Genomic DNA, 26,105 nt, shown 5'->3' on the forward strand with positions numbered 1-26,105 from the left:
GGGTTTGAACGGCGGCGGGCTTGACGCCGATCAAGGCGGGCGCACACCGTCGGGCGCACCATGAAAACGTGCTCTCCGGAGCCGACCGCTTCAGTACCCACACCAGAGGAGAACCGCATGAACACCCCCGTTTCCGACACTTTCCGCCAGCAGCTGCAGGCCATGCGCGCCGACGTGATCGCCCAGTTGCGGGCACAGCGAGGCGGCAAGATCGGCCGCGCCGAGGCCGCGGCCAACGCGCGCGAGACCGAGAGCGACGACTGGGCACAGGCCGACGCCGAACGCGATCTGGCGTTTGCACTGGAAGAGCGCGAATCGGCCGAACTGGTGGCCATTGACGGAGCGCTGCAACGCGTGGCCGACGGCAGCTACGGCCTGTGCGTGGACTGCGGCACCTCCATCGCCACCGCCCGCCTGCACGCCAACCCGGTGGCCCTGCGCTGTGTGGCCTGCCAGGACAAGGCCGAACACACCCGCGGCGCCGCCAAGCCGGCCGGCTACTGATTCCTTGTTTCCTTTCTTTTTTCAGGAGAGCTTTGCATGACCACATTTCACGCCGTCGTCTGGATGGACCACAGCCAGGCCCATGTGCTGATGTTCGACCGGGAGCACGTGGATGCCCAGCGCGTCAAGGCGCGCCAGCAGCACACGCCCAAGCACGGCCACGTCGGCGCCGACAAGGACTTCTTCAAGGCCATCGCCGCCTCGCTTGAAGGCGTGTCCGAGGTGCTGCTGACCGGCCCGGCCAACGCCAAGATCGAGTTCCGCGACTGGTGCAAGCACAACGCCCACGCGGTCGACAAGGCCGTGGTCGACGTGGTCAACAGCGACCACCCCACCGACGCGCAGCTGGTCGCCATGGCGCGCCAGTACTTCCTGAAGTACGACCAGCAGGCCGGCGACCCGACGCAGCGCTGATATCCTGAGGGCATGACCCAGACCACGCTGCCCACACGAAGCCTGTTCCACTTCGCCTTCCATGTCACCGACCTGGGCGAGGCCCGGCGCTTCTATGGCGGCGTGCTGGGCTGCACCGAAGGCCGCAGCACCGACACCTGGGTCGATTTCGACTTCTTCAGCCACCAGATCTCGCTGCACCTGGGCGAGCCCTTCAAGACCACGCGCACCGGCCGGGTGGGTGACCACCTGGTGCCCATGCCGCACTTCGGCCTGGTGCTGCTGCTGCCCGAATGGCGCGCGCTGGCCGGGCGCCTGACCGCGGCGGGCATGGACTTCGTGCTGCCGCCGCAGGTGCGCTTTGAAGGCCAGCCGGGCGAGCAATGGACCATGTTCTTCTGCGACCCCTTCGGCAACCCGATCGAGGTCAAGGGCTTCGCCAGCACCGAAGCCCTCTTCGCCGCCTGAGTTCCGTGAACGGCCTGCACCTGACCGCCGACCTGCGCGGCTGCCGCTGCGAGCAGGCCTGGCTGACCGACGCCGAGCGGCTGCTGGCCGCCTGCGCGCAGCGGGTACAGGCCAGCGGCCTGCAGGCCGTGGCGCAGCTGGGCCACCGCTTCCCGGACACGCCGCAGGGCCCGGGCGGCGTCACCGCCACGGTGCTGCTGGCCGAGTCTCACCTGTGCGTGCACACCTGGCCCGAGTCGCGCAGCGTGAGCCTGGACGTGTACGTCTGCAACTTCGGCGCCGACCATTCGACGCGCGCGCAGCAGCTGATGGACGCGCTGCTGGTGCTGTTCGCACCGGCCGAGGTCGTCCGGCGTGCGGTCGAGCGCGGCGTGGCGCCCGCCGCCTGATCCTCCCGTTCAGCCGCGCAGCCGACGCGCGATGCGCTCACCGGCCAGATGGCCGCGTGTGAAGGCCTCTTCAAACACCGAGTACCCGGCCCAGTCGGCGTGGGCGAACGCCAGCCGGTCGTCGTGCCACGGCCCCTCGTACAGCGATCCGGGCGCCGGGATGGCCATCGCATGGCCGTAGCGCGTCACCGCCACCTCGCGCACCCGCCCCGGCAGGTCCGGGTGCGGCAGCGACAGCTCGGCCAGCGCCCGGTCGCGCCAGTGGGTCCAGGGCCGCTCCAGCAGCGCCCGGCGCGCGTCCGGCTCGTCGCCCAGCGGCAGGTACCAGGTCCACACGCGCGGCCCGGCCACCCGCTGCAGCGACTGGTGGCTGGCATCCACATAGCCCAGACCGGCGGTGCCGAAGGTCACGTTGTCCCAAGCCGGGTGGGCACCGCCGCGGTCCTTGGGGGCGTCGTCCAGCAGCAGGTTGACCACGGCCCAAGGCGCCGTCCGCAGACCGGCCGCCCGCGCCGACACCACCGGCGGCTGCGGATCGATCACGCGCCGGGCGATGAACACCGGCAGCGCCACCACCGCCGCGCGGGCCTGCCACCGGGTGATCCGCCCGTCGTCCAGGGAGACGCTGTCGACCGCCACGCCCTGGCGCCCCGGCGCGACGCGCAGCACGCCCTGCCCCGTGCGCAGCCGCTCGCCCAGCCCCGCCGCCAGCCGCTGCACCAGCCAGGCGTTGCCCTCTGGCCACGTCAGCAGGGGCTCGGCCTCGCCCTCGTCACCCGGTGCGGGAAAGCCGTGGCGGCTCGCGAAGTAGTGGATGCCGGCCCAGGCCGACACGCTCGCGGCACCGGCGCCGTAGTCGTCGCGGCAGGCGTAGTCGAGGTACCAGCGCAGCTGCGGATCGGTCAGGCCATGGCCATCGAGCCACTGCGCAAAGCTCTGCCCCCATAGCGCGCGCACGGTGTCGGTCACCGGCAGGCGCACGGCCGGCATGGCGTAGCGCTGCACGCGCCGGGCCTCGTCGATCAGGCGGCTCAGGCGCCGGTACTGGTCCAGCGTGGACGCCGCCACGCCGTCCAGCGGCAGCAGGCCGTCGTGCCAGGCGCCGTTCCAGTACAGACGCTCCTGCGGGCTGTGGCAGAGGTGGCGCTCGTCGTAGGTCCAGCGGCCGGCCACCCGCCGGCGCAGGCCGATCTGTTCCAGCCAGTCCTGCAGTTCGGGCGCGTCGTCCGAGGGGACGGGCAGGTAGTGCGCGCCCAGCGGGCAGGCCAGACCGCCCAGGCGCCCGGCGCGCGCATTGCCGCCGGCCTCGGGCTCCAGCTCCAGCAGCGCGAAGTCCTCGACCCCCGCGAGCGTCAACGCCCGCGCCGCCGCCAGCCCGGCCACACCGCCACCGAGCACCAGCACGTCGGTGCGGCGTTGTGCGGCCGGCTGGGCCAGCGCGGCATCGCGCCAGCGGTGGCCGCGCGCCGGGTCGGGGCCGGTGAACCCACCGGGGATGTCGCGCGGCATCGGCTGGCAGCCCGCAAGCCCCGCGCCCGCCGCCCCGAGCCAGCCCAGGCAGTCGCGCCGCGTCAGTGCCATGGACCCTTCACTTCGAGACCTTTCCCCACTCCGTCTCGTACGTGTGCACCAACACCTGGTTCGACAGCCGGTTCACCTCGGCCGGCACGCGTGCCATGTCGGCGGGGAAATTGAACAGCAGCGGCAGCGAGTCGGGGGTCAGGAAACGCAATCCATCGGGCAGCGGCGTGACGGCGGGCGTGAAGGGTCGGTGGCTGGCGACGATGAAGCCCCACTCGCCGAAGCTGGGCACGTGCGCGTGGTACGGCGCGGTGCGCAGCCCGGCCGCCTCGATCGTGGTCGCCACCGTCCAGTAGCTCCGGCGCGCCACCAGCGGCGAGGTGGTCTGCACCACGGCAAACCCGCTGGCCGACAGGCGCCGCGACAGCAGCGCATAGAAGGATTCGGTGTAGAGCTTGCCGACCGAAAAGTTGGTCGGGTCGGGAAAGTCGACCACGATCACATCGAACATGTCGGAGCCCTCTTCGAGCCAGCGAAAGGCGTCGGCGTTGACGACCTCGACCCGGGGCGAACGCAGCGCGTCGGCGTTGAGCCTGCGCAGCGCCGCATCGCCGGAGAACAGCCGGGTCATGGCCGGGTCCAGCTCCACCAGGGTCACCTTGTCCACGCCCGGGTAGCGCAGGATCTCGCGCACCGCCATGCCGTCGCCGCCGCCGAGCACCGCCACGCGCCGCGGCGCGCCGCCACCGCGCGCGTAGGCCGACATCACCGGGTGCACCAGGGCCTCGTGGTAGCGGTACTCGTCGCTCTCGGCGAACTGCAGGTTGCCGTTGAGGAACAGGCGGTGGCCCTGGGCGCCCCGCGTGAGCACGATGCGCTGCCAGGGCGAGGTCTCGGCCAGCACCACCTTGTCCTCGAAGAAACGGTCTTCGGCGGCGGTGGTGATGCGGTCGGCCAGCGCCCAGGCCACCAGCAGCGCCAGCAACACCAGCACCGCCGCCGCCGCATGCGCCACCCGGGCACGGATCTCGTGCCGGAACAGCCACAACGCCCAGAAGGCCACGGCCGCGTTCATCAGGCCGAACAGCAGGCCGGTGCGCGCCAGGCCCAGCTGCGGCACCAGCCAGAGCGGGAAGGCGATCGACACCGCCAGCGCGCCCAGGTAGTCGAAGGTGAGCACCTGCGACACCAGGTCCTTGAGCACCACATGGCGGCGCAGGATGCGCATCACCAGCGGGATCTCCAGCCCCACCAGCGTGCCCACCAGCAGCACCAGGCCATACAGCAGACCGCGAAACGCGCCGGGCAGGTAGGCGTTGGCCAGGAACAGCAACGCCGGCAGCAGCCCGCCGATCAGCGCGATCAGCAGCTCGATGCGCAGGAACTGGGCCGGCAGCTGGCGCTCGACGTGGCGCGAGAGCCAGCTGCCGATGCCCATGGCGAACAGGTAGGTGCCGATGACGGTGGAAAACTGCAGCACCGAGTCGCCCAGCACATAGGACGCCAGCGCCGCCGCCGCGAGCTCGTACACCAGGCCGCAGGCGGCCACGAGAAAGACGCTGGCCAGCAGCGCAATCTCGACCGGGCCCGGTGCCGGAGCCGGCCGTGCTTCGGTGGCCGGCACGTCAGCCGTGGATCGCCGCGGCAACGATGATCGAGATGCCGAGCGACATGGCCGCGACCACCAGACCCAGCGCCATGTTGCGGTTCTCGACCAGCTCTTTCCAGAGGTCGTAGGGCGTGAGCTTGTCGATCACGATGAAGCTGATCCAGAACACCACCACGCCGATCAGCGCGAACAGGATCGAGCCCAGAAACGCCGCGGGCCTCAGCCATTCAATGTCCATCTTGTTTCTCCTGTCGTAAAACGTTTGCGGGTCCGGCGCTCATTTGTGCCAGCCACCACTGGAGCTGCCGCCGTAGGAGCCCCCACCCCAGCGACCGGAGGTCGAGCTGCAGTTTTCGACCTGGGGATCACAGTCGTCGCAGCCCCGCTCGAGCATCACCACGAAAAGAATGACGAGCACGAGCAAGACGACCTTGCCGATCGACCAGCTGTCGCTGCTCACGGGCGTGGCATCGCCGCGCTTGAACAGGTCCTTCTTCTGGTCCAGCTTGAACGCCTTGGCAACCAATGCACTGTCCAGCCGCTCGCCGACCGACCAGGTCCATTCGTCCCGCGACTTCTCCAGCGACAGCAGGTGGCCGCCCTGCGCGTAGTCCGAGTTCTCGGTGATCTGCCCGCGTTCGACCTTCCAGTAGAACTCGCCGGCCACGTACTGGGTCTCGGCGCGGTAGCTGTACTGCAGCTGGTAGCGCTTGCCCAGGTAGGTGGCGCTCTTGCCGCCGGACGCCACCTTGGGTGCGCCGGTGGCGGGTTTGACCAGGCTCCAGCCGTCTTCGGCGTCCACCAGGAACTGGAAGCCTTCCTTGCGGTTGTACAGCAGGTACTCCTGCCAGCCGAACACCTCGTCCTCGCCCGGCTCGGTGCCGCTGCGGTGCTGGTAGCCCACCACCTGCCAGGACGCGCCGAGCAGCTGACCCACCGTGCCCAGCGGGATCAGCGGCCGCACCGGCTCGTCCTGGATGGCATGTTTCAGCTCGCCACCGATGCCGGCCGACAGGTCGATCAGCGCGTCGCACGAAGGGCAGCTCATGCTCTTCGTGGTTTCGAGCTTCACCTCCAGCCGCGCCGCGCAGTTCGGGCAGTTGAAGTGGCGCCCCTCGTCCTTGCGCACCGCGTCGCCGGCCAGGCCCGTGAGCCTGAGTTCGTCGAGCGCGACCTGCGCGCCCAGCCATACCGCGGGCGGCTCGCTGGCGTAGTCGATGCTGCAGACCGAACCGGTGTCGTTGCGCAGCTCGACCACACCGAACACCTGGCCGGGCTTCGGCAGGTGGGAGAGTTCGCCCTGCGCCGCGAGCACCGAGGCCTCGGTGACCGCACTGACGGCAAAGGTCTCGCCGCCCAGCACATGGCTGCGACCGACGCGCCAGTCCTTGAAGGCCGGCAGGCCACCGGAAACCTTGCGCGGCACGCTGAAGACGAAGCTGCCGTTGTCCTCGCTCAGGCTGCCCAGGCTCTGGTCGTCGAACACCGCCTGCCACTCGGTCCAGCGCGCCGCGGCGTTGCCCAACTGCAGGCGGCCGACGAGGGTGAAGGGTTTGCCGCGCCACTGGCCGGCGGCGCCGATCTTCAGCGGGCTGTAGTCGGTGAACTCGTCGGCAATGCGGCCCAGCCAGGCCAGCGCATCGGCGGTGCGCACCACACTGGAATGGCAGTAGGCGCAGACCGCGTGGGTGGATTGGGCGCTCTGGAAAGCGACGGGCGCGCCGCAACCCGGGCACGGTGCTTCGTAGCGGCGCTGGATTCCCTCAGCCATGGGCACCACCGGCGGTCGTCACCGCCTCGCGCTGTACAAAAGGAATCGGCCGCACCGTTCGCATGGTGCGGCCGATCATAAGTGCGCCGCAGTTGCGGAACGTGGGGGCCGATGAATCCAGCGCCGGGCCGCCCCCAAGCTGGATTCGCGCCCCCTCGGGGGGCAGCGACCCGCGCCAGCGGCGGAGCGTGGGGGCCTATTTGTTCAGGGGTGCAATCTTCTGGTCGATCGCACCAAAGATGCTCTGGCCGTCCTTGCCCTTCATCTCGATGCGGATGGTGTCGCCGAACTTCATGTAGTCGGTCGAGGGCTTGCCATCCAGGATGGTCTCGATGGCACGCTTCTCGGCGATGCAGGAGTAGCCCTTGGGCCAGTCCTTCTTGCCGTCCACCTCGACGCCGCGGTTGCTCACGGTGCCCGAGCCGACGATGGAGCCGGCGCGCACGTTGCGGGTCTTGCCGATGTGCGCGATCAGCTGGCCGAAGTGGAAGGTCATGTCGGGGCCGGCGTCGCACATGCCGACCTTGCGACCGTTCCAGGTGCTCTGCATGGTCAGGTGCACGCGGCCACCCTGCCAGGCGTCGCCCAGTTCGTCGGGTGTCACCGCCACCGGACTGAAGGCGGTGGCCGGCTTGCTCTGGAAGAAGCCGAAACCCTTGGCCAGTTCGGCGGGAATCAGGTTGCGCAGGCTCACGTCGTTGGCCAGCATCAGCAGGCGCACGCCGTCCAGCGCCTGCTCGGGCGTGGCGCACATCGGCACGTCGCCGGTGACCACGGCGATCTCGGCCTCGAAGTCAATGCCGTAGTCCTCGCTGGGCACGACCACGTCGTCGCAGGGGCCGATGAAGTCATCGCTGCCACCCTGGTACATCAGGGGGTCTTCATAGAAGCTGTGCGGCACCTCGGAGTTGCGGGCGGCACGCACCAGTTCGACGTGGTTGATGTAGGCCGAGCCGTCGGCCCACTGGTAGGCGCGCGGCAGCGGCGCCATGCACATGGCCGGATCGAAGGGGAAGGCGTGGCGGGCCTTGCCCTGGTTGAGCGTCACATACAGGTCCTGCAGCTGGGGCGCCAGGAAGTTCCAGTCGTCCAGCACCTGCTGCAGCCTGGTGGCGATGCCCGTCGCATAATGGGCGGTCGTCAGGTCGCGCGAGACGACCACGAGTTGTCCGTCACGCGAGCCGTCTTTGTAGGTGGCGAGTTTCATGCGAGTCTCCTGCGGGTTGTGGGGGTTACATGATTACGAATAGTGAAATTCGTTAACCTATACGTAAAAATCGCATTCTAGTTCACCGCGCACGTTTGCGTGTGAAAGCCCCTCATTCCCCCAGCGCTCCCGACCGTTGCCCCGATGCCCGCCGCGAAAAACACCGCCCCCCAGGCCACCACCCGACGCGACACCACCGAAACGGACACCGACCACCTGCGCGCCGGCATCCAGTCGGTGGAGGTCGGGTTCGAGCTGCTCAACGCGCTGTCGCAGGCGCCCGGCGCCCTGATGCTGCGCGACCTGGCGGCCGCCGCCGGGATGAGCGCGGCCAAGGCGCACCGCTACCTCGTGAGCTTCCAGCGCATGGGCCTGGTGATGCAGGACCCGGTGAGCACCCGCTACGACCTGGGCCCGGCCTCGCTGCGCCTGGGGCTGGCCAGCCTGAGCCGGCTCGACGCCGTGAAGCTGGCGCGCGACCGCATCCCGGCCTTGCTGTCCGAGACCGGCCACACGCTGGCCATCGCCGTCTGGGGCAACCAGGGGCCGACCATGGTGCACTGGGCCGAGGCCCCGCAGACCGTGCCCGTCACCCTGCGCCTGGGCGACGTGATGCCGCTGCTGACCTCGGCCACCGGTCGCTGTTTTGCCGCATTCATGGGTCAGGAAGGCCGCGACGCCCAGCGCATCGCCCCCATGATCCGCGAGGAACTGGCCCGGGTGAAGAAACTGCCCCGCAACGGACTGCCGCTGGAAGACGTGCCGCAGACCCTGCAGGACGTGCAGGACCTGCTTGACGAAACCCGCGCCCAGGGTCTGGGCCGGGTGGTGCACAGCCTGCTGCCCGGGGTCGGCGGGTTCTGCGCACCGGTGTTCGACGCCCAGGGCCGGCTGGCGCTGGGCCTGGTGGTGCTGGGCTCGGTGGCGACGCTGGACACCGACTGGAACGGCGCACCCGCCCAGGCGCTTCGGCGCTGTGCCCGCCAGCTCAGCGCCGATCTGGGGCATCGGCCGACGCCATGACCGCTGCCGTGCCGCACCTTCCTGTCGAACGCTCTGCACCGCGCCGGCGCGTGCTGTTCGCGCTGGGCGCGGGCGTGCTGCTGGCGCATCTCAGCCTTCTCAGCGGCGGCCTCTCCGGCCTGTCGCTGGACATGTTCACCGCGCCCGCGGCCGACCCCGCCACGGCGCCCGATCCAGGCGGCGCACCGCCACCGCCGGCGCTGACCGCGGCCGCAAGTCAGGAGTTGCCACCGCCCGTGCGCAGCAGCCGTGTGCGCTGGATCGTGCCCAAGCCGCCCGCGCCCGAACCGGCACCGCCCCCACCCAAGGCGGAGAAACCGCCACCTCCGCCACCGCCGGTGGAGCCCCCCGTGGTCGAGCCCCCTGCCGAACCGCCTGCCGCGCCACCACCGGTCGATGTGGCGGTGGCGCCCCCGCCGGAGCCCCCCGCGCCGCCCCCTGTCGAGGCCGCGCCCGCCAGCCCGCCCGCGCCGGTGTCGGACCTGCCCCCAGCCGCCGAAGTCGCCGCCAGCACGGTCCAGGGCCCGGGCGCGGGGCCGGCCGACGCGGCACTGCCGCCGGCGGTCCCGCCGCCGGGCGCCGACCTGCGGTTCTCTGCCACGTCGCTCTCCAAGGGGAAGACCTACAACGGCTCTGCGCAGCTGGAATGGTCACCCGACGGCCGGCAGTACGAGGCCCGGCTGACCGTGCGTGTGATGGTGTTCACCGTGCTCTCGCAGAGCAGCAAGGGGCAGCTCAACACCAAGGGTCTGGTGCCCGACCGCTTCACCGACCAGCGCCGCAGCAGCGAACGGGCGACGCACTTCGACCGCGAGGGCCAGCGGCTGCGCTTCAGCAACAACGCGCCGGACGCCCCGCTGCTGCCCGGCGCGCAGGACCGCCTGTCGGTGAATTTCCAGCTCTCCGCGCTGTTCAACGCCCGGCCCGAGGCCTACACCGAAGGCAAGCTGCTGCGCCTGCCCGTCAGCAGTGTGGACACCTCGGAGGTCTGGCTGTTCCAGGTGGGTCCGGTCACCAACGAAACCCTGCCCGCCGGCGAGACGCAGACCGTGCGGCTCACCCGCTCGCCACGCAAGGAATACGACCGCAAGGTGGAGGTCTGGCTGATGCCGGCCCATGCCCACCTGCCCGGGCGCATCCGCATCACCGAGCCCAACGGCGACTACCTGGACATGCTGCTGCAGGACTTCCCGCCACCACGGAACGACCCACCGTGATGACACGAAATGTGCCCAAAAACACACGTATCTTGAAACTTCGGCCCACAGGACCATCTAAATCTACAACGGGCCTGAAGCCCGGCGGCGAATTGCCGATATAAGTGTCAACAGGCGCACCGTTTCGCCCTGTGGAAGGAAATACAGCCATGCACATGCTCTACGACTCCGATGCCTTTGCGGTGGTCCACATCCTGGCCAATGCCCCGGAAGACGGGGAAGCGCAGCGCCTTCTGGGCCCCCAGATTCCCCGCCACGGTTTTGAAATCGTCGACAAGCGCTCGGGCAAGGAGGTCTACCTCGACGGCTCCTGGGCCGAGATGTTTCAGGAACAGATCCACGCCTGGCAACAGAACACGCCCTCCCAGGAAGAGGTGGAAGACACGCTCGAAGGTTATGCCTCGCTGGCCCAGATGCCGGTGGTGATGCACTGAACGCCCCCCGCGCCGCGCCTGTGGCGCGTCACCCTCCAGGGGGCGGCGCTGGCGGCCTGGCAAAGCCAGTTCCGCGGCGCCCTCAACCAGACAAAGCCTCCTTCGAACGCCCGGCACCCGCCGGGCTTCGTTTTTTGGGCGCTCAGTCCTTCTGTCTCGCCATCCACCAGCGGTACAGCGGCTCGGCCAGGATCAGGACCGCCACCAGGCGGCAGACCTGGAAGGCCGTCACCATGGGAACGCCCAGTTGCAGCACTTTCGCGGTGATGGACATCTCGGCGATGCCACCCGGCGAGGTGCCCAGCACCATGGTCGCGGGGTGCAGACCGGTCAGCCAGGACATCAGGAAGGCGAAGCCGGCGCACAGGCCCATCATGACCAGGCTGGCCGCCGCCACCGAGCCCAGCCAGCGCGGCGCGGTGTGCACGAAGGCCGGGTTGAAGCGAACACCCAGGCTCACCCCGATCATCAGCTGCGCCGCGGCGCTCAGACCCGGCGGTATCGCCGACAGCGTCACGTCCGAGAGGGTCATCACCATGGTCACCACCAGGGCCCCCATGAACCAGGGGTTGGCCCGGCCCAGCCGGCGCATCAGCCAGGCCCCGGCCAGCGTCAGCGCGCCCAGCAGCGCCAGTCCGGCCGGCTGCACCTCGCGCACGCCCGGAGGCACCGGTTCCAGACCGCTGACGCCCCAGGCCTGCATGGCAAACGGAATCGTCACCGTGACCAGCAGCACCCGCAGGCTGTGCGCGGCCGCCACCAGGTCGGTGCGCGCGCCGTGGCGCTCGGCGATCAGGGTCATCTCCGAGGCGCCACCGATGGCGCTGGCGAAGTAGGTCGTGGTGTGCAGCTGCTGCGGGCTCAGGTGCTCCAGCCGCGCCCCGTGCACCCGCCGCAGCCACGCCCCAAAGCCCAGGCCGAGCGCGAGCGACCAGGCGATGCCCAGGGCGATGGCCCACCACAGCCCCACCACCAGCGCACCCACGGCGGGCGTGAAGTACAGGCCCAGCGCGGTGCCGATCACCCACTGCCCGGCGTTGCGCAGCGGCACCCAGCTCGCGGTGGGCGCTCCGAACACGGACAGCAGCGCCGTCGCCACCAGCGGGCCGATCATCCAGGGAATGGGTGTGTGCAGCCACACACACAGCCGCGCCGCCGCAAAGGCGAGGACCAGGGTGAACAGCACACGAACGGGGAAGCGCGCGCCCGGCGCGGGCGGGGTGTCGGGATCGGTCAGAGGCGGCACATCGGGAGCGCCGGCGCGGGGCGCAGTCAGACAGGGGAGGACGCGTAGTATCGGGCCATGATCTGTCGACCCGCTGTCATGCGCCGCCTGGCGCTCCTCCTGCTCGGGGCCGGCCTGGCCACCGGTTGCGCACACCGGCCGGGACCACCCGCCGACCTGGAGGGGCTGCTGCCCACCCCGCTGCTGCTGTTGGGAGAGCTGCACGACGCGCCCGAGCACCAGGCCCTGCAGGCGGACACCGTGCGCCAGCTAGCGGGCCGCGGGGAACTGGCGGCTGTGGTGCTGGAGATGGTCGAACAGGGCCGTGACACCCGCCGCCTGCCGCCCGACGCGAACGAGGCCCAGGTGCGCGAAGCGCTGGACTGGACCGGCGACCGCAACGCCAGCGCCTGGCCCTGGGCGGTCTACGGGCCGGTGGTCATGGCCGCGGTGCGCGATGGGGTGCCGGTGCTCGGCGGCAATCTGCCGCGAGCCCAGATGCGCGCCGCGATGGGCGATGCCGCGCTGGACGCCGTGCTTCCCGAGGTGGCGCTGCAGCGCCAGCGCGAGGCGATCCGCGACGGCCACTGCGGGCTGCTGCCCGACACCCAGATCGGACCCATGACCCGTGTCCAGCTTGCCCGCGACCGTGCGATGGCGCGGACCGCGGTGGCGGCGCTGGCGCCCGGAAAGACCGTGCTGCTGATCGCGGGCAACGGCCATGTGCAGCGCGACCTCGGGGTGCCCCGCCACCTGCCGCCGGGCCAGTCGCACCGGGTGGTGATGGCGCTCGCACGCGACGCGGCCGCCGCACCCGTGGCCGACCCGGCGCAGGCCGACCGGATCTGGCTCACGCCCGCCCGGCCCGAGAAGGACCACTGCGCCGAGATGCGCCAGCAGATGGGGCGATGAGCGCGAGGGCCGCTCAGCGGCCTTCGAGCGACGCCACGATGTACAGCACGATGAGCGCGGCGACCACCGCCAGCGCGATCTTGACCCAGCTCTTGGGATACTCGCCCGCCACCTGCCCCGTGGCGCCATTCACCACCACCTGGTAGTCCTTCGCGCCGTAACGGTAGCCGACCAGCCAGACGGGCAGCAGCACGTGCTTGAAGGTCTGGCGGGCGAAGCTCGGAGAAACCTGCAGGTTGCGGTGGGTGTCGGCGCGGATGTCCTGCGCGCACATGCGCCGGATCGCCTCCACCATGCGCTCACGCCCACGCTGCGCCGCGGCCACCAGGTCCAGCTGGTAGCGCTCCACCGTCCAGCCGCTGAGGTAACCAGGGTCGTAAGGCTTGAGCCGCTCGGACGCGGTGGGAAACGGTTCGACCGCCTCCACCAGGCGGGGGTGCACGCCCCGGGAGCCACAGACCAGGGTGTCGTCAAAAGAGTGCCGCACCTGGCCGCTGACCGGAAACCAGCGCACCTGCCGCTCGCCCTTCTGGTTCTGGTAGTACTCGCCACCCTCTGCGGTGTAGCGTGCGTCGATCTCGGCGTCGAAGGTCCAGTACGGCAGGTAGACGCCCTTGACCGTGTCGGTGAGCGCTCTGCCGCCCAGGTTGTTGGGTGCCCAGAAACGCGACTTGTACCAGCTGCGCAGCTTGTCGCGCGCGGCGGGTTCACTGATGTCGAACGGGAGCAGGCTCTCGGGCCGGATGATGTCGCCGGTCTCCTCGAAGGCCACCAGCGCGGTCGAACCACAGAAATCGCAGGCCTTGCCTTGCTGGGCACTCGTGAAGGTGCTGATGGCCTGGCAATGCTGGCAGCGCACCGGACGGCGTTCATCCTGCCAGCCGCGCGCGCTCTGCGGCACCGCCTGCAGCGCCGCGACCAGATCGTGCTCGACGATCTCGCCATCGGCCTGCACCTCGTAGGGCGACTCGGTGCCGCAGTAGGCGCAGACCAGCGCCTTCCTGGCAGGGTTCCACTGCGCCTCGCCGCCGCAAGCCGGACAGGCCAGCTTCTGGCGGGCGGTGACTTCGTTCAGCTGCATGCGGGCGGCGTGATCAACCCTTCAGGAATTCGTCGAGCGCCGCTTGCGGCACGCGCCATTGGCTGCCGATCTTGCGGCCCTTGAGGTTGCCCGCCTCCAGCTCCTGCAGCACGTCGGCCGGGCTCACACCCAGGGCCTCGGCCACCTGCTCGGGCGTCATCAGCGCGATCGGCGCGGCGGCCGGGGCCGCTGCGGCAGCAGCGGGCGCCTGCGGCACCAGACCCGGCATCGATGGCGCCTGGGCGGCGCCACCGGCCATGCCCTGCATCATCGACTGGCCCATGGCCAGGCCGGCCGCCAGTTCGGCGCCGATGCCGGCCGTGCCCGCCTTGCCTTCGGCCAGGGCGTTGCCCATGTTGTATTTGATGTAGTCGTTGAGGTTGCCGATGGCGGTCATGGAGCCACGCTTGTCGATCGCCTGCTCCAGTTCCGGCGGCACCGACACGTTTTCGACCACAAAGGCGGTCAGCTCGATGCCGTACTTCTCGCGCGTGGCGACGTTGATCGGCTCCAGCAGCGCCTCACCGAGTTCGCCGTAGCGCGTGGCCACGTCCAGCGCCGGCACCTTGGCCTTGGCCAGGGTCTCGCTGAACACGCTCACCAGCCGCGAGCGCATCACGTCGTTGAACTCGTCCAGGCGGAAGTGGTGGTCGGTGCCCGCCACCTCCTTGAGGAACTTGACCGGGTCGACGATCTTGAAGTCGTAGGTGCCGAAGGCACGCATGCGCACCACGCCGAAGTCGGCGTCGCGCATCATCACCGGGTTGGACGTGCCCCACTTGTTGCCGGTGAAGACGCGCGTGACGACATAGTAGACATCGGCCTTGAACGGGGTCTGGAACTTGTACTTCCAGCCCAGCAGGTCCGACAGGATCGGGATGTTCTCGGTCTTGAGCGTGTGGCGGCCCGGCCCCAGCGTGTCGGCGAACTGGCCGACGTAGACGAATTGCGCCACCTGGCTCTCACGGACGATCAGCTGGGCCTCGTTCTTGATCTGCTTGTCGTCGTCCGGGAAGCGGTACGACAGCGTGTCGCGCGAGTCGTCGGTCCACTCGATGACGTCGATGAACTGGCGGTTCAGGAAATCCATGATGGCCATGCGGAGCCTCCTTGCGGCGGAAAGGGTGGACGGGTGTCAGGCGTGGCGCTTGATCGCGTCGGCCAGCACATTGACCATGGTATCAATCTGCTCGCGCTCGACGATGTAGGGCGGCGCGAACACCAGGTTTTCGCCCGCGTTGCGCACCAGCACGCCGCGGTGGTAGCAGTCCAGGAAGATGTCGTAGGCCCGCTTGCCCGGCAGGCCGGGGATGGACGCCAGTTCGATGCCGACCGCCAGCCCCAGGCTGCGGATGCCGATGACGTTGGGCAGGCCCTTGATCGCGCTGTGGGCGGCGTCGCCCAGCACCGGACCCATCTCGCCGGCGCGGGCGAACAGGTTTTCCTGCTGGAACAGCTCCAGCGTGGCAATGGCCGCGGCGCAGGCCACCGGGTGGCCGGAGTAGGTGTAGCCGTGGAAGAACTCGATGGCGTGTTCCGGCGCGCTGCCGTGGGCATTCATCATGGCGTTGTAGATGCGGTCGCTGCAGACCACACCACCCATGGGGATCACGCCGTTGGTGACCGCCTTGGCGAAGTTCAGCATGTCGGGCTGCACGCCGTAGTAATCGGAGGCGAAGGGCCTGCCCAGGCGGCCGAAACCGGTGATGACCTCGTCGAAGATCAGCAGGATGCCGTGTTTGTCGCAGATCTCGCGCAGGCGCTTGAGGTAGCCCTGCGGCGGGATGTACCAGCCCGCGCTGCCGGCCACCGGCTCGACGATCACGGCCGCCACATTGCTCGGGTCGTGCAGCGGCAGGATGCGGTTTTCCAGCTCCAGCAGCGGGTCCTCGTTCCACACCGGTTCTTCGTTGTGGATGTAGGCATGGTTCACCGGGTCGTGGATGAAGCGCAGGTGGTCCACGCGCGGCAGCAGCGCGGCACCGTAGACCTTGCGGTTGGCGGGAATGCCGCCCACGCTCATGCCACCAAAGTTCACGCCGTGGTAGCCGCGTTCGCGACCGATGAAGAGGTTGCGGTGGCCTTCGCCGCGCGCGCGGTGGTAGGCCAGGGCCACCTTCAGCGAGGTGTCCGCCGCCTCGGAGCCGGAGTTGCAGAACAGCACCTTGTTGAGGTCGCCCGGCGCCATGGCCGCGATCATCTCGGCGGCGCGGAAGGCCTTGTCGTTGCTGACGCTGAAGGCGGTCGAGTAGTCCAGCGTGTCCAGCTGGGCCTTGATGGCTTCGTTGATGGGCTTGCGGTTGTGTCCCGCACCCACGCACCACAGGCTGGAAATGCCGTCGATGACCTGGCGGCCGTCGTGCGTGGTGAAGTGCATGCCGTCGGCGCCGACGAAGACGCGCGGGTCTTTCTGGAAAGCCCGGTTGGGCGTGAAGGGCAACCACTGGTTGTCCATGCGGAAGTCGTTGTAGGCCATGGGGGTCTCCGGAGCAGGGGGAAGCAAAACACGATACCAGTTCAGTACACGACGCCCAGGGCCACTTTGCCCACCGTTGGCAATCCCGCTGCCGTCCAGGCCGGCAGGCCACCCCGGTACCAGTAGACCTGCGTGTAGCCGGCCTGCACCGCCCGCAGCGAGGCATTCGCCGACAGCCAGCCCGCGCGCGCGCCGCCGTAGAACACCAGTGGCTGTTCGGGATCGGGGGCGGCGGCACGGACCAGTCCTTCGAAGCGCTGGTGGACGGCGGCCTCCTGGGTGGCGTCGTCGAAGGAGGCCCCTGCGCCCAGCAGGGCGAACGCCCCGGGCACCATGCCGTGGTCGGGCGAAACGTCCACCAGGACCGGACGTTTGGCCTCCTTGAGCATCTGCATCAGCCCGGCCGTGTCGATCCGCGTCACACCGTGCAGTTTGCAAGGTGCCGCGGTGTCGTAGGCCTCTTTTTCCATCGCTGTGCGCTTCGAGGCCTCGCCGCTGCAGAAGTCGGTCTTTTCCTCCGTCAGGGCCGTGGCAGAGGGGGACGGCAGCTGCGACAGGGCTTCCCGCGTCTGTTGCGCCTGCCGCTCGAACAGGGGCCGGAGGTCCTGGTCGTCCAGCGTGAGCAAGCGGCAGAGCCTGGGCTTCCTATCGAACTGGTTGCACCCCAGAAGCGCTTGCGCTACCGCTTGCAGAGGGTCGTGAGCCATGTACGCAACATGCATCCGTGACGCGGCACCACCCGAGATCCCCTCATCCCAGGCGATGGCCTTGTGCAGGGGCGCCATCGAATAGGTCTTGAGAAACTTTTCCAGTTCCGGGCAGTTCCGCTTGGGGCACAACACCGGGCTGAACTCGTCCCTCCACGCATCGAGATTGAAGGGTGTGTCTTTCACGACTTGGCCGAAGTGCCTCAGCTGAAGCTTCATCGACTCCGGCAGGTCAATAGACACAGTCTCGCGCCTCGTCACCAACCCGAGGGTGAACGCATCCTTGCCTTCCTGCGGTTTGCAGGTCGCGGGCATATAGGCGTTGAGACACAGCGTGGCCCGGCTGGCTTCGGCTGGGTTGCGCTCGATCTCTCGCAGCACAAGAAAACCACGGGGATCCTTGAGACCATAGATCGCCTCGTTGATCAGTCCATCGTTCATGGACTCGCCGATCTGGCGACGGAAAGCCGCATAGAGAGCGGGCCCGACGCCGAACCCCAGCCTGCCCGAGTCGGCGTTGTAGCCGCCGTGAATGCCCAGCAGGGTGCTGCCCGGGTTCCGTCCCGTCCCGAAACTGCGGGTCTTCCCAGCCACAAACAGCACCGAGCAGGCCGACAGACAACTGCCCACGGCCACCGTGTGCAGCCCCGCCTCCCGGATCGCTTCCCCCACCGTCAGCGCGGTCCAGAGTTCGCCCCCCGGCGACTCCACCAGCACCAGCCGCCGCAGCCCGGGCTGCGCCAGCTGAGCCTTGAACGACTGGAAATCGTCGCCGCCGACCTCCCCGGTCGCAAACAGCGTGTCCCCCACCCGCTCCAGGGTCATGGCCCCCGCCGCCAGATGCGCCAGCAGCACCAGCCCGGCCAGCCACCCCTTCCATTTTCCCAACACCTGATGCACCACCGTCGACCCTCCATCGCCCATCATTTTTTGACGCACGGGATTTCACCATATGGGCCATCGGCCTCCCTGCGACAATTCGGCCGACCATGATCCATACCTACGTCCTCACCCTCTCCTGCCAGGACCGCCCCGGCATCGTGCACGCCGTCTCGGGGTTTCTGCTGGAGCGCGGCGGCAACATCGAGGAAGCCGCCCAGTACAACGACCACGGCACCGGCCTGTTCTTCATGCGGGTGCAGTTCACCTGCGACCGGCTGACGCAGGACGAGCTGCGCACGCACCTGGCGGCGTTCGCCGAGCCGTTTGCCATGCGCTGGAGCTTGAACCCGCTGGCCGAGCCGATGAAAACCGTGCTCTTCGTCAGCAAGGAAGGCCACTGCCTGAACGACCTGCTGTTCCGCTGGAAGAGCGGCCTGCTGCGGCTGGACATCCGCGCCATCGTCAGCAACCACCGCGACTTCTACCAGCTGGCCGCCAGCTACAACGTGCCCTTCCACCACATCCCGCTGACGGCCGCCACCAAGGCGCAGGCCGAGGCGAAACAGCTGGAGGTGATCCGCAGCGAGGGTGCCGAGTTGGTGGTGCTGGCGCGTTACATGCAGATCCTCTCGGACAAGCTGTGCCGCGAACTCTCGGGCCAGGCGATCAACATCCACCACAGCTTCCTGCCCAGCTTCAAGGGTGCCAAGCCGTACTACCAGGCGCACGACCGCGGCGTGAAGCTGATCGGCGCCACCGCCCACTACGTGACGGCCGACCTGGACGAGGGCCCGATCATCGAGCAGGACGTGGCCCGTGTGGACCACACCGACACGGTGGAAGACCTGACCGCGCTGGGCCGCGACACCGAGAGCCAGGTGCTGGCGCGCGCGGTGAAGTGGCACAGCGAGCACCGCGTGCTGCTCAACGGCCACAAGACCGTGGTCTTCAAATAATCCAGATGACGATCAGGATTCCGCCCATCCAGTGTCTGCTGACGTTTGAAGCGCTGGCGCGCCTGCGCAGCGTGACGCAGACGGCGGACGAGCTGTGCGTGACACCGAGCGCGGTGAGCCACCGCATCAAGCAGCTCGAACAGATCCTGGGCACCAAGCTGTTCGGGCGGGCGGATTTTTCCCTGACCACCGAGGGCAGCGAGTACCTGGCGCAGGTGCGCGAAGGCCTGGCCTCGCTGCAGAAGTTTCCGAGCAGCGCCGCCTCACCGGGCCGGCGCAAGCTGCGGCTGGCGGTGACGCCGACCTTCGCGCGCTCGGTGCTGCTGCCGCGCCTCAAGCAGTTCTCCGACGCCTACCCCGAGATCGATCTGACGCTGCAGGTCAGCATCCCGCTGCTGGACGTGGTGGCCGAGGACGCCGACCTGACGGTCCGCTTCGGCACCGGCCGCTATGCCGACGTGGAGCACGTGTGCCTGATGAAAGACGAGGTCACACCGTTGGCCTCGCCGGCCTTCGTGCGCGAACACGGGCCGTTCGAGACCCCGCAGGAACTGGAAGGCGAGCCGTTGCTGCGCAGCCCGCTGGAGCCCTGGCGCACCTGGTTCGCCGCGCACGACCTGGACTGGCCCGAGCCGGTGGACGGCTCGCAGTTCAACGACATCGGCCTGATGTGCGACGCCGCCGCCGCCGGCATGGGCGTGGCCCTGGTGCGCATGAAGCTGGCGGCGCCCTGGCTGGAGAACGGCACCCTGGTGCCGCTCTATCCGCGCCACGTGCCCAGCCCGCACGCGCACTACCTGTGCTGGCGCACCGGCACCATGGACCGCTGGGAGTGCGCCGCCTTCGCCGAGTGGCTGCGCAACTCGCTCAGCTGATCACTCGACGTTCAGCCGCTGGCCGGCCAGCGCCAGCTTCTTGGGCAGCGTCAGCGTCAGCACCCCGTTCTCGTACTTCGCTTTCGACTTCTCGTTGTCGATGTCGGCGGCCAGCTGGAAGCTGCGGGCGACGGCGCCGTAGTAGCGCTCGGTGCGCAGCACCTTCTCGTCCTGGCTCTGGCTGTCCTGTTGCTTGATCTCGGCGCGCAGGGTCACCACGCTGCCCTCGACGGTCACGTGGATGTCTTCCTTGGCCACGCCAGGCACCTCGGCCACCACGGTGTAGGCCGCCGGCGTTTCCTTCACGTCGATCTTGATCTGCGAAGGCGACGGCAGGCTGTCACCGTGCAACGGACGGACATAGAAACCGGGGGCGACATCCTTGAAAAAGTCGTCGAAGAGACCGGAACGGGCGATCAGATGGTTCATGGCGTTCACTCCTGAAGGTGGGGTTGGATTCCAGGGGGCCGGTCATCACCGTCCCCGTGCCAGACACATGGAATCGGATTCGGCGCTTTTCAAGCCCCCTTGGGTTTGACGCGCGTCAATGCCGCTCAAGTCCTCTCACACCGGGCTGCAAGTTTCTTCAATGCGCAACCGGCCTGCCCGCCGTACACTGCCGCGCATGAACGCCCCCACCGCCCCTGCCGAAGTCACCCGCGCCGAGCGCGCCGCCCGTCAGGCCGAGGTGGTGCGCGCCCTGCAGGCCGTGCTGCCGGCCCACGCCCTGCTCTGGCAGACCGAGGACACCGTGCCCTACGAGTGCGACGGCCTGACCGCCTACCGCCAGCGTCCGCTCGTGGTCGCCCTGCCCGAGACCGAGGCGCAGGTGGCGGCGGTGCTCAAGGCCTGCCATGCGCTGGGCACTCCGGTGGTCGCGCGCGGCGCCGGCACCGGGCTCTCGGGCGGCGCGATGCCGCACGCGATGGGCGTGACCCTGTCGCTGGCCAAGTTCAACCGCATCCTGTCGGTCGACGCCCGCTCCCGCACCGCCGTGGTCCAGGCGGGCGTGCGCAACCTCGCCATCAGCGAGGCCGCCGCGCCGCACGGCCTGTACTACGCGCCCGACCCGAGCAGCCAGATCGCCTGCACCATCGGTGGCAACGTGGCCGAGAACTCGGGTGGCGTGCACTGCCTCAAGTACGGCCTGACGGTGCACAACGTGCTGCAGGTGCGCGGTTTCACCGTCGAAGGCGATCCCGTCACGTTCGGTGGCACCGCACTGGACACCCCCGGGCTGGACCTGCTGTCGCTGGTGATCGGCAGCGAAGGCATGCTGGCGGTGGTCACCGAAGTGGTGGTCAAGCTGGTGCCCAAACCCATGCTCGCGCGCTGCATCATGGCCAGCTTCGACGACATCCAGAAGGCCGGCGATGCGGTGGCCTCGGTCATCGCGGCCGGCATCATCCCGGCCGGGCTGGAGATGATGGACAAGCCCATGACCGCGGCGGTCGAGGACTTCGTGAAAGCCGGCTATGACCTGAACGCCGAAGCCATCCTGTTGTGCGAGAGCGATGGCACGCCCGAGGAGGTGGAAGAGGAAATCGGCCGCATGAGCGCGGTGCTGCGCGGTTGCGGCGCCACCGCCATCGCGGTGAGCCGAGACGAGGCCGAGCGCCTGCGCTTCTGGAGCGGCCGCAAGAACGCCTTCCCGGCCTCGGGCCGCATCAGCCCCGACTACATGTGCATGGACTCGACCATCCCGCGCAAGCGCCTGGCGGACATCCTGATCGCCATCGGCGAGATGGAGAAGAAATACGGCCTGCGCTGCGCCAACGTGTTCCACGCCGGCGACGGCAACCTGCACCCGCTGATCCTGTTCGACGCCAACGACCCCGACCAGCTGCGCCGCTGCGAGCTGTTTGGCGCCGACATCCTGGAAACCAGCGTCGCCATGGGTGGAACGGTGACGGGAGAGCACGGCGTGGGCGTGGAAAAAGTCAACAGCATGTGCGTTCAGTTTTCGGTGGAGGAAAACGCGCAGATGTTCGCTGTCAAACAGGCATTTGATACCAAAGAGCTACTGAACCCCGGCAAAGTCATCCCGACCCTGCAACGTTGTGCCGAATACGGAAAGATGCTGGTGCGCGGAGGCCAGCTCACCCACCCGGATTTGCCCCGTTTCTGACCGTCAGATTTCACGTCTGTGCCCCGTCCCCCTGCGGTAAAGTGGGTCTGCGATGAGCGCAATCCACCCGTTCACTGGGAATACCGCCAGAAAGGCACCTGAAGAAGACCAGGTGTCCGCCCGTGAGCGCGCGCTCGAAGCCGAAGTTCAGGCCTTGCGCGCCGAGCTGGCCCAGCTGCGGCGCCCGGCCCCGACGCCCGGCCTGGGCAACGGCGCCCGGAGCGAACCGGCGGACACCTACAGTGCGCTGCTGGCGGTCCTCAACAGCGTCTTCCCCATCGGCATGTTCCGCGTGGCCGCGGACGGCGCGCTGCAGCACGTCGATCCGATGATGCAGCAGATATTCGGTCTGCAGCCACAGGAATTCACCGGTTTCGGATGGATGCGCTGCGTGCATCCGGACGACCTGCCCCTGGTGCAGGCGCGCTGGAACGAGGGTGTGGCGAGCGGCAAGGCAAGCAGCCTGGAGTTCCGCATCGTCCATCCGGACAGCGAGGCCATCACCCACGTGGTGGCCCGAAACATGCCCCAGTTCGACGAACAGGGCCGGATGAGCGGCCAGCTGGGTTTTGTGCAGGACATCAGCCAGCTGCGCAAACTGGAGGCCGAAGCCCGCATCAAGGACGAACTCAACCGCCAGATCATTGCCAGCAGCCCCGACTGCACCAAGGTGCTGGACATGCAGGGCCATGTGCTCCAGATGACCGCCCGCGGCTGCAAGCTGGTGGAGGTCGACGATTTCGAGCAGGTGCGGGGCAGCGACTGGACCTCCTGGTGGCCCGAGGAAGGCCAGCGCCTTGCGCGCGAGGCGCTCGAGCAGGCGCGCAACGCCGGCAGTGCGCGCTTTGTGGCCTTCGGCAACACCTTCAAAGGGACGCCCAAGTGGTGGGACACCGTGGTCTCGCCGATCACCGACAGCGACGGCCAGCCCGTGATGCTGCTGGCGGTGTCGCGCGACATCACCGAGACCCACGCGCAGCAGGACCAGATCCGGCAACTCAACAGCGACCTGGAGTCGCGCGTCCAGGAACGGACCAGCCAGCTGGCGGCGGTCAACGAGCGGCTGCGACAGACGCTGCAGGACGCCCAGACGCTCTACAACAAGGCGCCCTGTGGCTACCACTCGGTGGACGCCGACGGACTCTTCGTCCTCATCAACCAGACCGAGCTGGACTGGCTGGGCTACACGCGGGAGGAGGTCATCGGCAAGATGACCTTTCGCGATCAGGTGCTCCCCGCGGACCTTCCCATGATCAAGGACCGGCTGCAGCGCCTGATCCGAGGCGAAAAGCTGGAATCGACCGAAGTGCGCCTGCGCCGCCGCGACGGCTCGACCTTCGTGGCGCTGCTCAGCAGCACGGCCGTGGTCGATGAGCAGGGACGTTTTGTCCGCACCAACAACACCCTGGTGGACATTTCGGCACGCAAGCTGGCCGAACACGCCTTGCAGGCGCAACGCAGCTTCCTTCAGACCGTCACCGACACGGTGCCGGTGCAGCTGGCCTTCTACGACCGCGACCTGATCTGCCGCTTCGCCAATGCCAGCTACGCCCGCTGGCTGGGCGCCGAGCCAGCCAGCCTGATCGGTCTGCACCTGCGCGACATCGCCAGGCCCGAGAACTTTGCTTCGGCTGGCGCGCGCCTGGAAGCCGCACTGCGCGGCGAACCGCAGCACTTCGAAGGTCTGCGCCAGTTCCCGGACGGCCATGCGTTCTACGCCAGCATTGAGTACACCCCGTACCGCGAGAACGGTCAGGTGCAGGGACTGATCATCCAGATGGTCGACATCACCGAGCGCAAGGCGTCCGAAGATCGTGTGCAGAACACCAACCAGCAGCTGGCCGACGCCCTGCAGCGCGCGCAGGCGCTCTACAACCAGGCGCCCTGCGGATACCACTCGCTCAATGCCGACGGCTTCTACGAGTCGATCAACGACACCGAACTGCAGTGGCTGGGCTACGAGCGCAGCGAGGTCATCGGCCAGTTGAGCTACCGCGATGTGGTGTTGCCTTCACGCGTGCCGTTGCTGGAAGACCGCATGGAACGGCTGATCCGCGAAGGCACGTTGACCGGTGCCGAGTACGAGATGCGGCGCAAGGACGGCTCGGTGTTCCATGCGCTCCTGTCATCGGCGGCCGTGCGCGACGAGCAGGGCCGTTTCCTGCGCAGCAACACCACGGTGGTGGACATCACCCAGCGCAAGCAGGCCGAGCTGGCGCTGCAGGAGAACCAGCGCTTCCTGCAGACGGTGACCGACCATGTGCCCGGTGTGATCGCCTACCTGGACGCCATGCTCCGGTTCCGGTTTGCCAACGAGGAGCATCGCCGCATCTATGGCCTGGACCCGGCGCGCATCCTGGGTCTGCACATCAGCGAGTGCCTGCCAGCCGCCATCTGGCAGGAAGTGCAGGCGTGGTACCGCGCCGCGCTCGACGGACAGCCCCAGCAATACGAAGCCTGGCGCCTCACCGCAGACGGCGAGGAGATCTACGTCCGGGCCACCTTGCTGCCGGACATCTACGAGGGCCTGGTGCAGGGCCTCATCGTCCAGATCATCGACATCACCGAACGCAAACGCATCGAAGAACGCGTGCACCAGCTCAACGACGAGCTGGAGATGCGGATCCGCGAACGCTCGATGGAGCTGCTGGAGAGCGAGCAGCGCTTCCGCCTGATGGCGGACAACCTGCGCGACTACAGCATCTTCTTCCTGGACGCCCAGGGCTGCATCACCGACTGGACCGACAGCGCCCAGCGCATGGAAGGCTATTCGCCCTCCGAGATGCTCGGACAGCACTACGCCAAGCTTCTGCAGCCGGACAACCCTGACGAGGCCTCGAACATCGCCGCGCAGATGCTGCGCATGGCGGCGTCCCGGGGCCAGCACGAGCTGCACACCTGGCAGACGCGCAAGGACGGTTCGCGCTACTGGGCCCACTCGATCCTGATCGCCTTGCGGGACGACAGCGGCGAGTTGCGCGGCTTCTCCAAGATCAGCCGCGACATGACCGATGCCAAGCGGCTGGACGACCTGATGCGCAACATCAACGACGAACTGGAGAACCGGGTCGTCGAGCGCACCGAGCAGCTGCTGGCCGCCAACAAGGACCTGGAGTCCTTCTCCTACTCGGTCTCGCACGACCTGCGCTCGCCGCTGCGCCACATCTCCAGTTTCGTGAGCCTGCTGGAAGAGCATCTGGCCGACAAGGGCGACGACACCACGCTGCGTTACCTGGGCACGATCGGCAACTCGGCGCGCCACATGAGCCAGCTCATCGACGGTCTGCTGGCGTTCTCCCGCCTGGGCCGCTCGGCGGTCAACGTCATGCCGGTGGACTTCACCATGCTGGTCGAGGCGGTGGTCAGCCAGATCGCGCACGACACCGAGGGCCGCGTGGTTGACTGGGTGGTGGCACCCGATCTGCCGGTGGTCCAGGGCGACGCGCTGCTGCTGCGCGAGGTCTGGGCCAACCTGCTGGGCAACGCCTTCAAGTACACCCGTCCCCGCGAACGCGCCCGCATCGAGGTCGGCTGGAGCGTCGACCCCGCCGTGGGCTACACCTTCTACGTCAAGGACAACGGCGTCGGTTTCGACACCAAGTACGCACAGAAGCTGTTCGGCGTGTTCCAGCGCCTGCACCGGGCCTCGGAGTTCGAAGGCACCGGCATCGGACTGGCCCTCACGCGGCGCATCCTTGAACGCCACGGTGGTAGCATTTGGGCCGAAAGCCAACAAGGGGAAGGCAGCACGTTCCACTTCTCGCTGCCTTTTGAAGGCTGCAGCCCGTCAGACTCGTCGCACGACTCCATACCTTCCGTCCTGGAACCATGAACAAGAACGCCGAAGCCATCCTGCTGGTCGAAGACAACCCGGACGACGCAGAACTGACCAAACTGGCGCTGGCCCGCCACGGACTGGACGGGCGTGTGACCCACGTTTCCGACGGCATGCAGGCGCTGGACTACCTGTACCGGCGCGACGGTTTTGCGGACCGCCCGGGCGGCAACCCCGTGCTGGTGCTGCTGGATCTGAAGATGCCCTTGCTCGACGGCATCGGTGTGCTCAAGGAAATCAAGGGCTCGGACACGCTGCACAACATTCCGGTGGTGGTGCTGACCTCGTCCACCGAACCGAGCGACCTGCAACGTGCCTACGAGGCGGGCACCAACGCCTACATCGCCAAACCCACCGAATTCGCGCAGTTCCTCAGCGCGATGAAGCACGTCTGCGAGTTCTGGATCAACATCAACCAGACCGCCCCGCAGTCGCCCAGCGCCGGCGTGCGCTCCACCTCGTTCGGCGACCTGCACTGACGGGCGCCGCCCG

General features: G+C 68.4%; 24 protein-coding genes. 13 read left to right on the forward strand and 11 right to left on the reverse strand.

Annotated elements, in window-relative coordinates; genetic code table 11:
- Positions 1-117 precede the first annotated feature (117 nt).
- From RCO38_RS12860 to RCO38_RS12875, 4 genes are read left to right on the forward strand one after another with little or no spacing between them, the layout of a single operon-like run.
- Positions 118-504: a TraR/DksA family transcriptional regulator gene (locus RCO38_RS12860; RefSeq protein ID WP_308328706.1), complete on the forward strand. Its 387-nt coding sequence runs from the start codon at positions 118-120 to the stop codon at positions 502-504.
- 36 nt (positions 505-540) lie between these two features.
- Entirely contained in the window at positions 541-918 is a 378-nt protein-coding gene (locus tag RCO38_RS12865; RefSeq protein WP_308328707.1) for a hypothetical protein, read from the forward strand.
- Positions 919-930: 12 nt separating this feature from the next.
- Positions 931-1,365 carry a VOC family protein gene (locus tag RCO38_RS12870; RefSeq protein WP_308328708.1) on the forward strand — a complete coding sequence of 145 codons (435 nt, stop codon included), beginning with the start codon at positions 931-933 and terminating at the stop codon, positions 1,363-1,365.
- A 5-nt stretch (positions 1,366-1,370) separates the two neighbouring features.
- Positions 1,371-1,754, forward strand: coding sequence for an S-adenosylmethionine decarboxylase family protein (locus RCO38_RS12875; RefSeq protein WP_308328709.1), 384 nt, complete (start codon positions 1,371-1,373; stop codon positions 1,752-1,754).
- A 9-nt stretch (positions 1,755-1,763) separates the two neighbouring features.
- Here the strand turns inward: RCO38_RS12875 and RCO38_RS12880 are convergent, their stop codons facing one another.
- From RCO38_RS12880 to RCO38_RS12900, 5 genes are all read right to left on the reverse strand, one after another.
- Positions 1,764-3,335: an FAD-dependent oxidoreductase gene (locus RCO38_RS12880; RefSeq protein WP_308328710.1), complete on the reverse strand. Its 1,572-nt coding sequence runs from the start codon at positions 3,333-3,335 to the stop codon at positions 1,764-1,766.
- Between the two features lie 7 nt (positions 3,336-3,342).
- Positions 3,343-4,899, reverse strand: coding sequence for a polyamine aminopropyltransferase (locus RCO38_RS12885; RefSeq protein WP_308328711.1), 1,557 nt, complete (start codon positions 4,897-4,899; stop codon positions 3,343-3,345).
- A 1-nt stretch (position 4,900) separates the two neighbouring features.
- Positions 4,901-5,122 carry a DUF350 domain-containing protein gene (locus tag RCO38_RS12890; RefSeq protein WP_127806432.1) on the reverse strand — a complete coding sequence of 74 codons (222 nt, stop codon included), beginning with the start codon at positions 5,120-5,122 and terminating at the stop codon, positions 4,901-4,903.
- A 39-nt stretch (positions 5,123-5,161) separates the two neighbouring features.
- On the reverse strand, positions 5,162-6,655 hold the full coding sequence (locus RCO38_RS12895) for a DUF4178 domain-containing protein (protein WP_308328712.1): 1,494 nt from the start codon (positions 6,653-6,655) through the stop codon (positions 5,162-5,164).
- 196 nt (positions 6,656-6,851) lie between these two features.
- Complete coding sequence (locus tag RCO38_RS12900) at positions 6,852-7,862, reverse strand: fumarylacetoacetate hydrolase family protein (RefSeq protein ID WP_308328713.1); 1,011 nt, start codon at positions 7,860-7,862, stop codon at positions 6,852-6,854.
- 144 nt (positions 7,863-8,006) lie between these two features.
- Here RCO38_RS12900 and RCO38_RS12905 point away from each other — a divergent pair, with 144 nt between their 5' ends.
- The 3 genes from RCO38_RS12905 (at position 8,007) to RCO38_RS12915 (ending at position 10,536) form a co-directional block, all read left to right on the forward strand.
- On the forward strand, positions 8,007-8,885 hold the full coding sequence (locus RCO38_RS12905) for an IclR family transcriptional regulator (protein WP_308328714.1): 879 nt from the start codon (positions 8,007-8,009) through the stop codon (positions 8,883-8,885).
- Positions 8,882-10,102, forward strand: a complete 1,221-nt coding sequence (locus tag RCO38_RS12910) for a DUF3108 domain-containing protein (protein WP_308328715.1) — start codon at positions 8,882-8,884, stop codon at positions 10,100-10,102. The genes RCO38_RS12905 and RCO38_RS12910 overlap by 4 nt, the downstream gene beginning before the upstream one ends.
- 149 nt (positions 10,103-10,251) lie before the next feature.
- Positions 10,252-10,536 (forward strand): BTH_I0359 family protein, encoded by a 285-nt coding sequence (locus RCO38_RS12915; RefSeq protein WP_308328716.1) that lies wholly within the window; start codon positions 10,252-10,254, stop codon positions 10,534-10,536.
- A 142-nt stretch (positions 10,537-10,678) separates the two neighbouring features.
- Here RCO38_RS12915 and RCO38_RS12920 read toward each other — a convergent pair whose 3' ends face one another.
- Positions 10,679-11,773: an AbrB family transcriptional regulator gene (locus tag RCO38_RS12920; RefSeq protein ID WP_308328830.1), complete on the reverse strand. Its 1,095-nt coding sequence runs from the start codon at positions 11,771-11,773 to the stop codon at positions 10,679-10,681.
- Between the two features lie 66 nt (positions 11,774-11,839).
- Between RCO38_RS12920 and RCO38_RS12925 the strand changes: the two genes are divergently transcribed.
- A complete protein-coding gene (locus RCO38_RS12925) occupies positions 11,840-12,673 on the forward strand; it encodes a ChaN family lipoprotein (protein ID WP_308328717.1) in 834 nt (277 codons plus the stop codon).
- A 13-nt stretch (positions 12,674-12,686) separates the two neighbouring features.
- Here the strand turns inward: RCO38_RS12925 and RCO38_RS12930 are convergent, their stop codons facing one another.
- The 4 genes from RCO38_RS12930 to RCO38_RS12945 are packed head-to-tail and all read right to left on the reverse strand — an operon-like array spanning position 12,687 to position 17,876.
- A complete protein-coding gene (locus RCO38_RS12930) occupies positions 12,687-13,754 on the reverse strand; it encodes a zinc ribbon domain-containing protein (RefSeq protein WP_308328718.1) in 1,068 nt (355 codons plus the stop codon).
- 13 nt (positions 13,755-13,767) lie between these two features.
- Positions 13,768-14,853: an SPFH domain-containing protein gene (locus RCO38_RS12935; RefSeq protein ID WP_308328719.1), complete on the reverse strand. Its 1,086-nt coding sequence runs from the start codon at positions 14,851-14,853 to the stop codon at positions 13,768-13,770.
- 36 nt (positions 14,854-14,889) lie between these two features.
- Positions 14,890-16,230 (reverse strand): aminotransferase class III-fold pyridoxal phosphate-dependent enzyme, encoded by a 1,341-nt coding sequence (locus tag RCO38_RS12940; protein ID WP_308328720.1) that lies wholly within the window; start codon positions 16,228-16,230, stop codon positions 14,890-14,892.
- A 41-nt stretch (positions 16,231-16,271) separates the two neighbouring features.
- Positions 16,272-17,876 carry a rhodanese-like domain-containing protein gene (locus tag RCO38_RS12945; RefSeq protein WP_308328721.1) on the reverse strand — a complete coding sequence of 535 codons (1,605 nt, stop codon included), beginning with the start codon at positions 17,874-17,876 and terminating at the stop codon, positions 16,272-16,274.
- Between the two features lie 50 nt (positions 17,877-17,926).
- Here RCO38_RS12945 and purU point away from each other — a divergent pair, with 50 nt between their 5' ends.
- Positions 17,927-18,775 carry a formyltetrahydrofolate deformylase gene (gene purU, locus RCO38_RS12950; protein ID WP_308328722.1) on the forward strand — a complete coding sequence of 283 codons (849 nt, stop codon included), beginning with the start codon at positions 17,927-17,929 and terminating at the stop codon, positions 18,773-18,775.
- Positions 18,776-18,780: 5 nt separating this feature from the next.
- A complete protein-coding gene (locus RCO38_RS12955; RefSeq protein WP_308328723.1) occupies positions 18,781-19,650 on the forward strand; it encodes a LysR substrate-binding domain-containing protein in 870 nt (289 codons plus the stop codon).
- Here the strand turns inward: RCO38_RS12955 and RCO38_RS12960 are convergent, their stop codons facing one another.
- A complete protein-coding gene (locus RCO38_RS12960) occupies positions 19,651-20,079 on the reverse strand; it encodes an Hsp20/alpha crystallin family protein (protein ID WP_308328724.1) in 429 nt (142 codons plus the stop codon). It abuts the gene before it with no gap.
- A 196-nt stretch (positions 20,080-20,275) separates the two neighbouring features.
- On the opposite strand from RCO38_RS12960, the gene RCO38_RS12965 reads away from it, so the two are divergent.
- From RCO38_RS12965 to RCO38_RS12975, 3 genes are all read left to right on the forward strand, one after another.
- Entirely contained in the window at positions 20,276-21,778 is a 1,503-nt protein-coding gene (locus RCO38_RS12965) for an FAD-linked oxidase C-terminal domain-containing protein (RefSeq protein WP_308328725.1), read from the forward strand.
- A gap of 112 nt (positions 21,779-21,890) precedes the next feature.
- Complete coding sequence (locus RCO38_RS12970) at positions 21,891-25,610, forward strand: PAS domain-containing sensor histidine kinase (protein WP_308328726.1); 3,720 nt, start codon at positions 21,891-21,893, stop codon at positions 25,608-25,610.
- Positions 25,607-26,092, forward strand: coding sequence for a response regulator (locus tag RCO38_RS12975; RefSeq protein WP_066157393.1), 486 nt, complete (start codon positions 25,607-25,609; stop codon positions 26,090-26,092). The genes RCO38_RS12970 and RCO38_RS12975 overlap by 4 nt, the downstream gene beginning before the upstream one ends.
- Positions 26,093-26,105: the final 13 nt, after the last annotated feature.

The organism is Hydrogenophaga pseudoflava (assembly GCF_031020795.1).
GTDB lineage: Bacteria > Pseudomonadota > Gammaproteobacteria > Burkholderiales > Burkholderiaceae_C > Hydrogenophaga > Hydrogenophaga pseudoflava_A.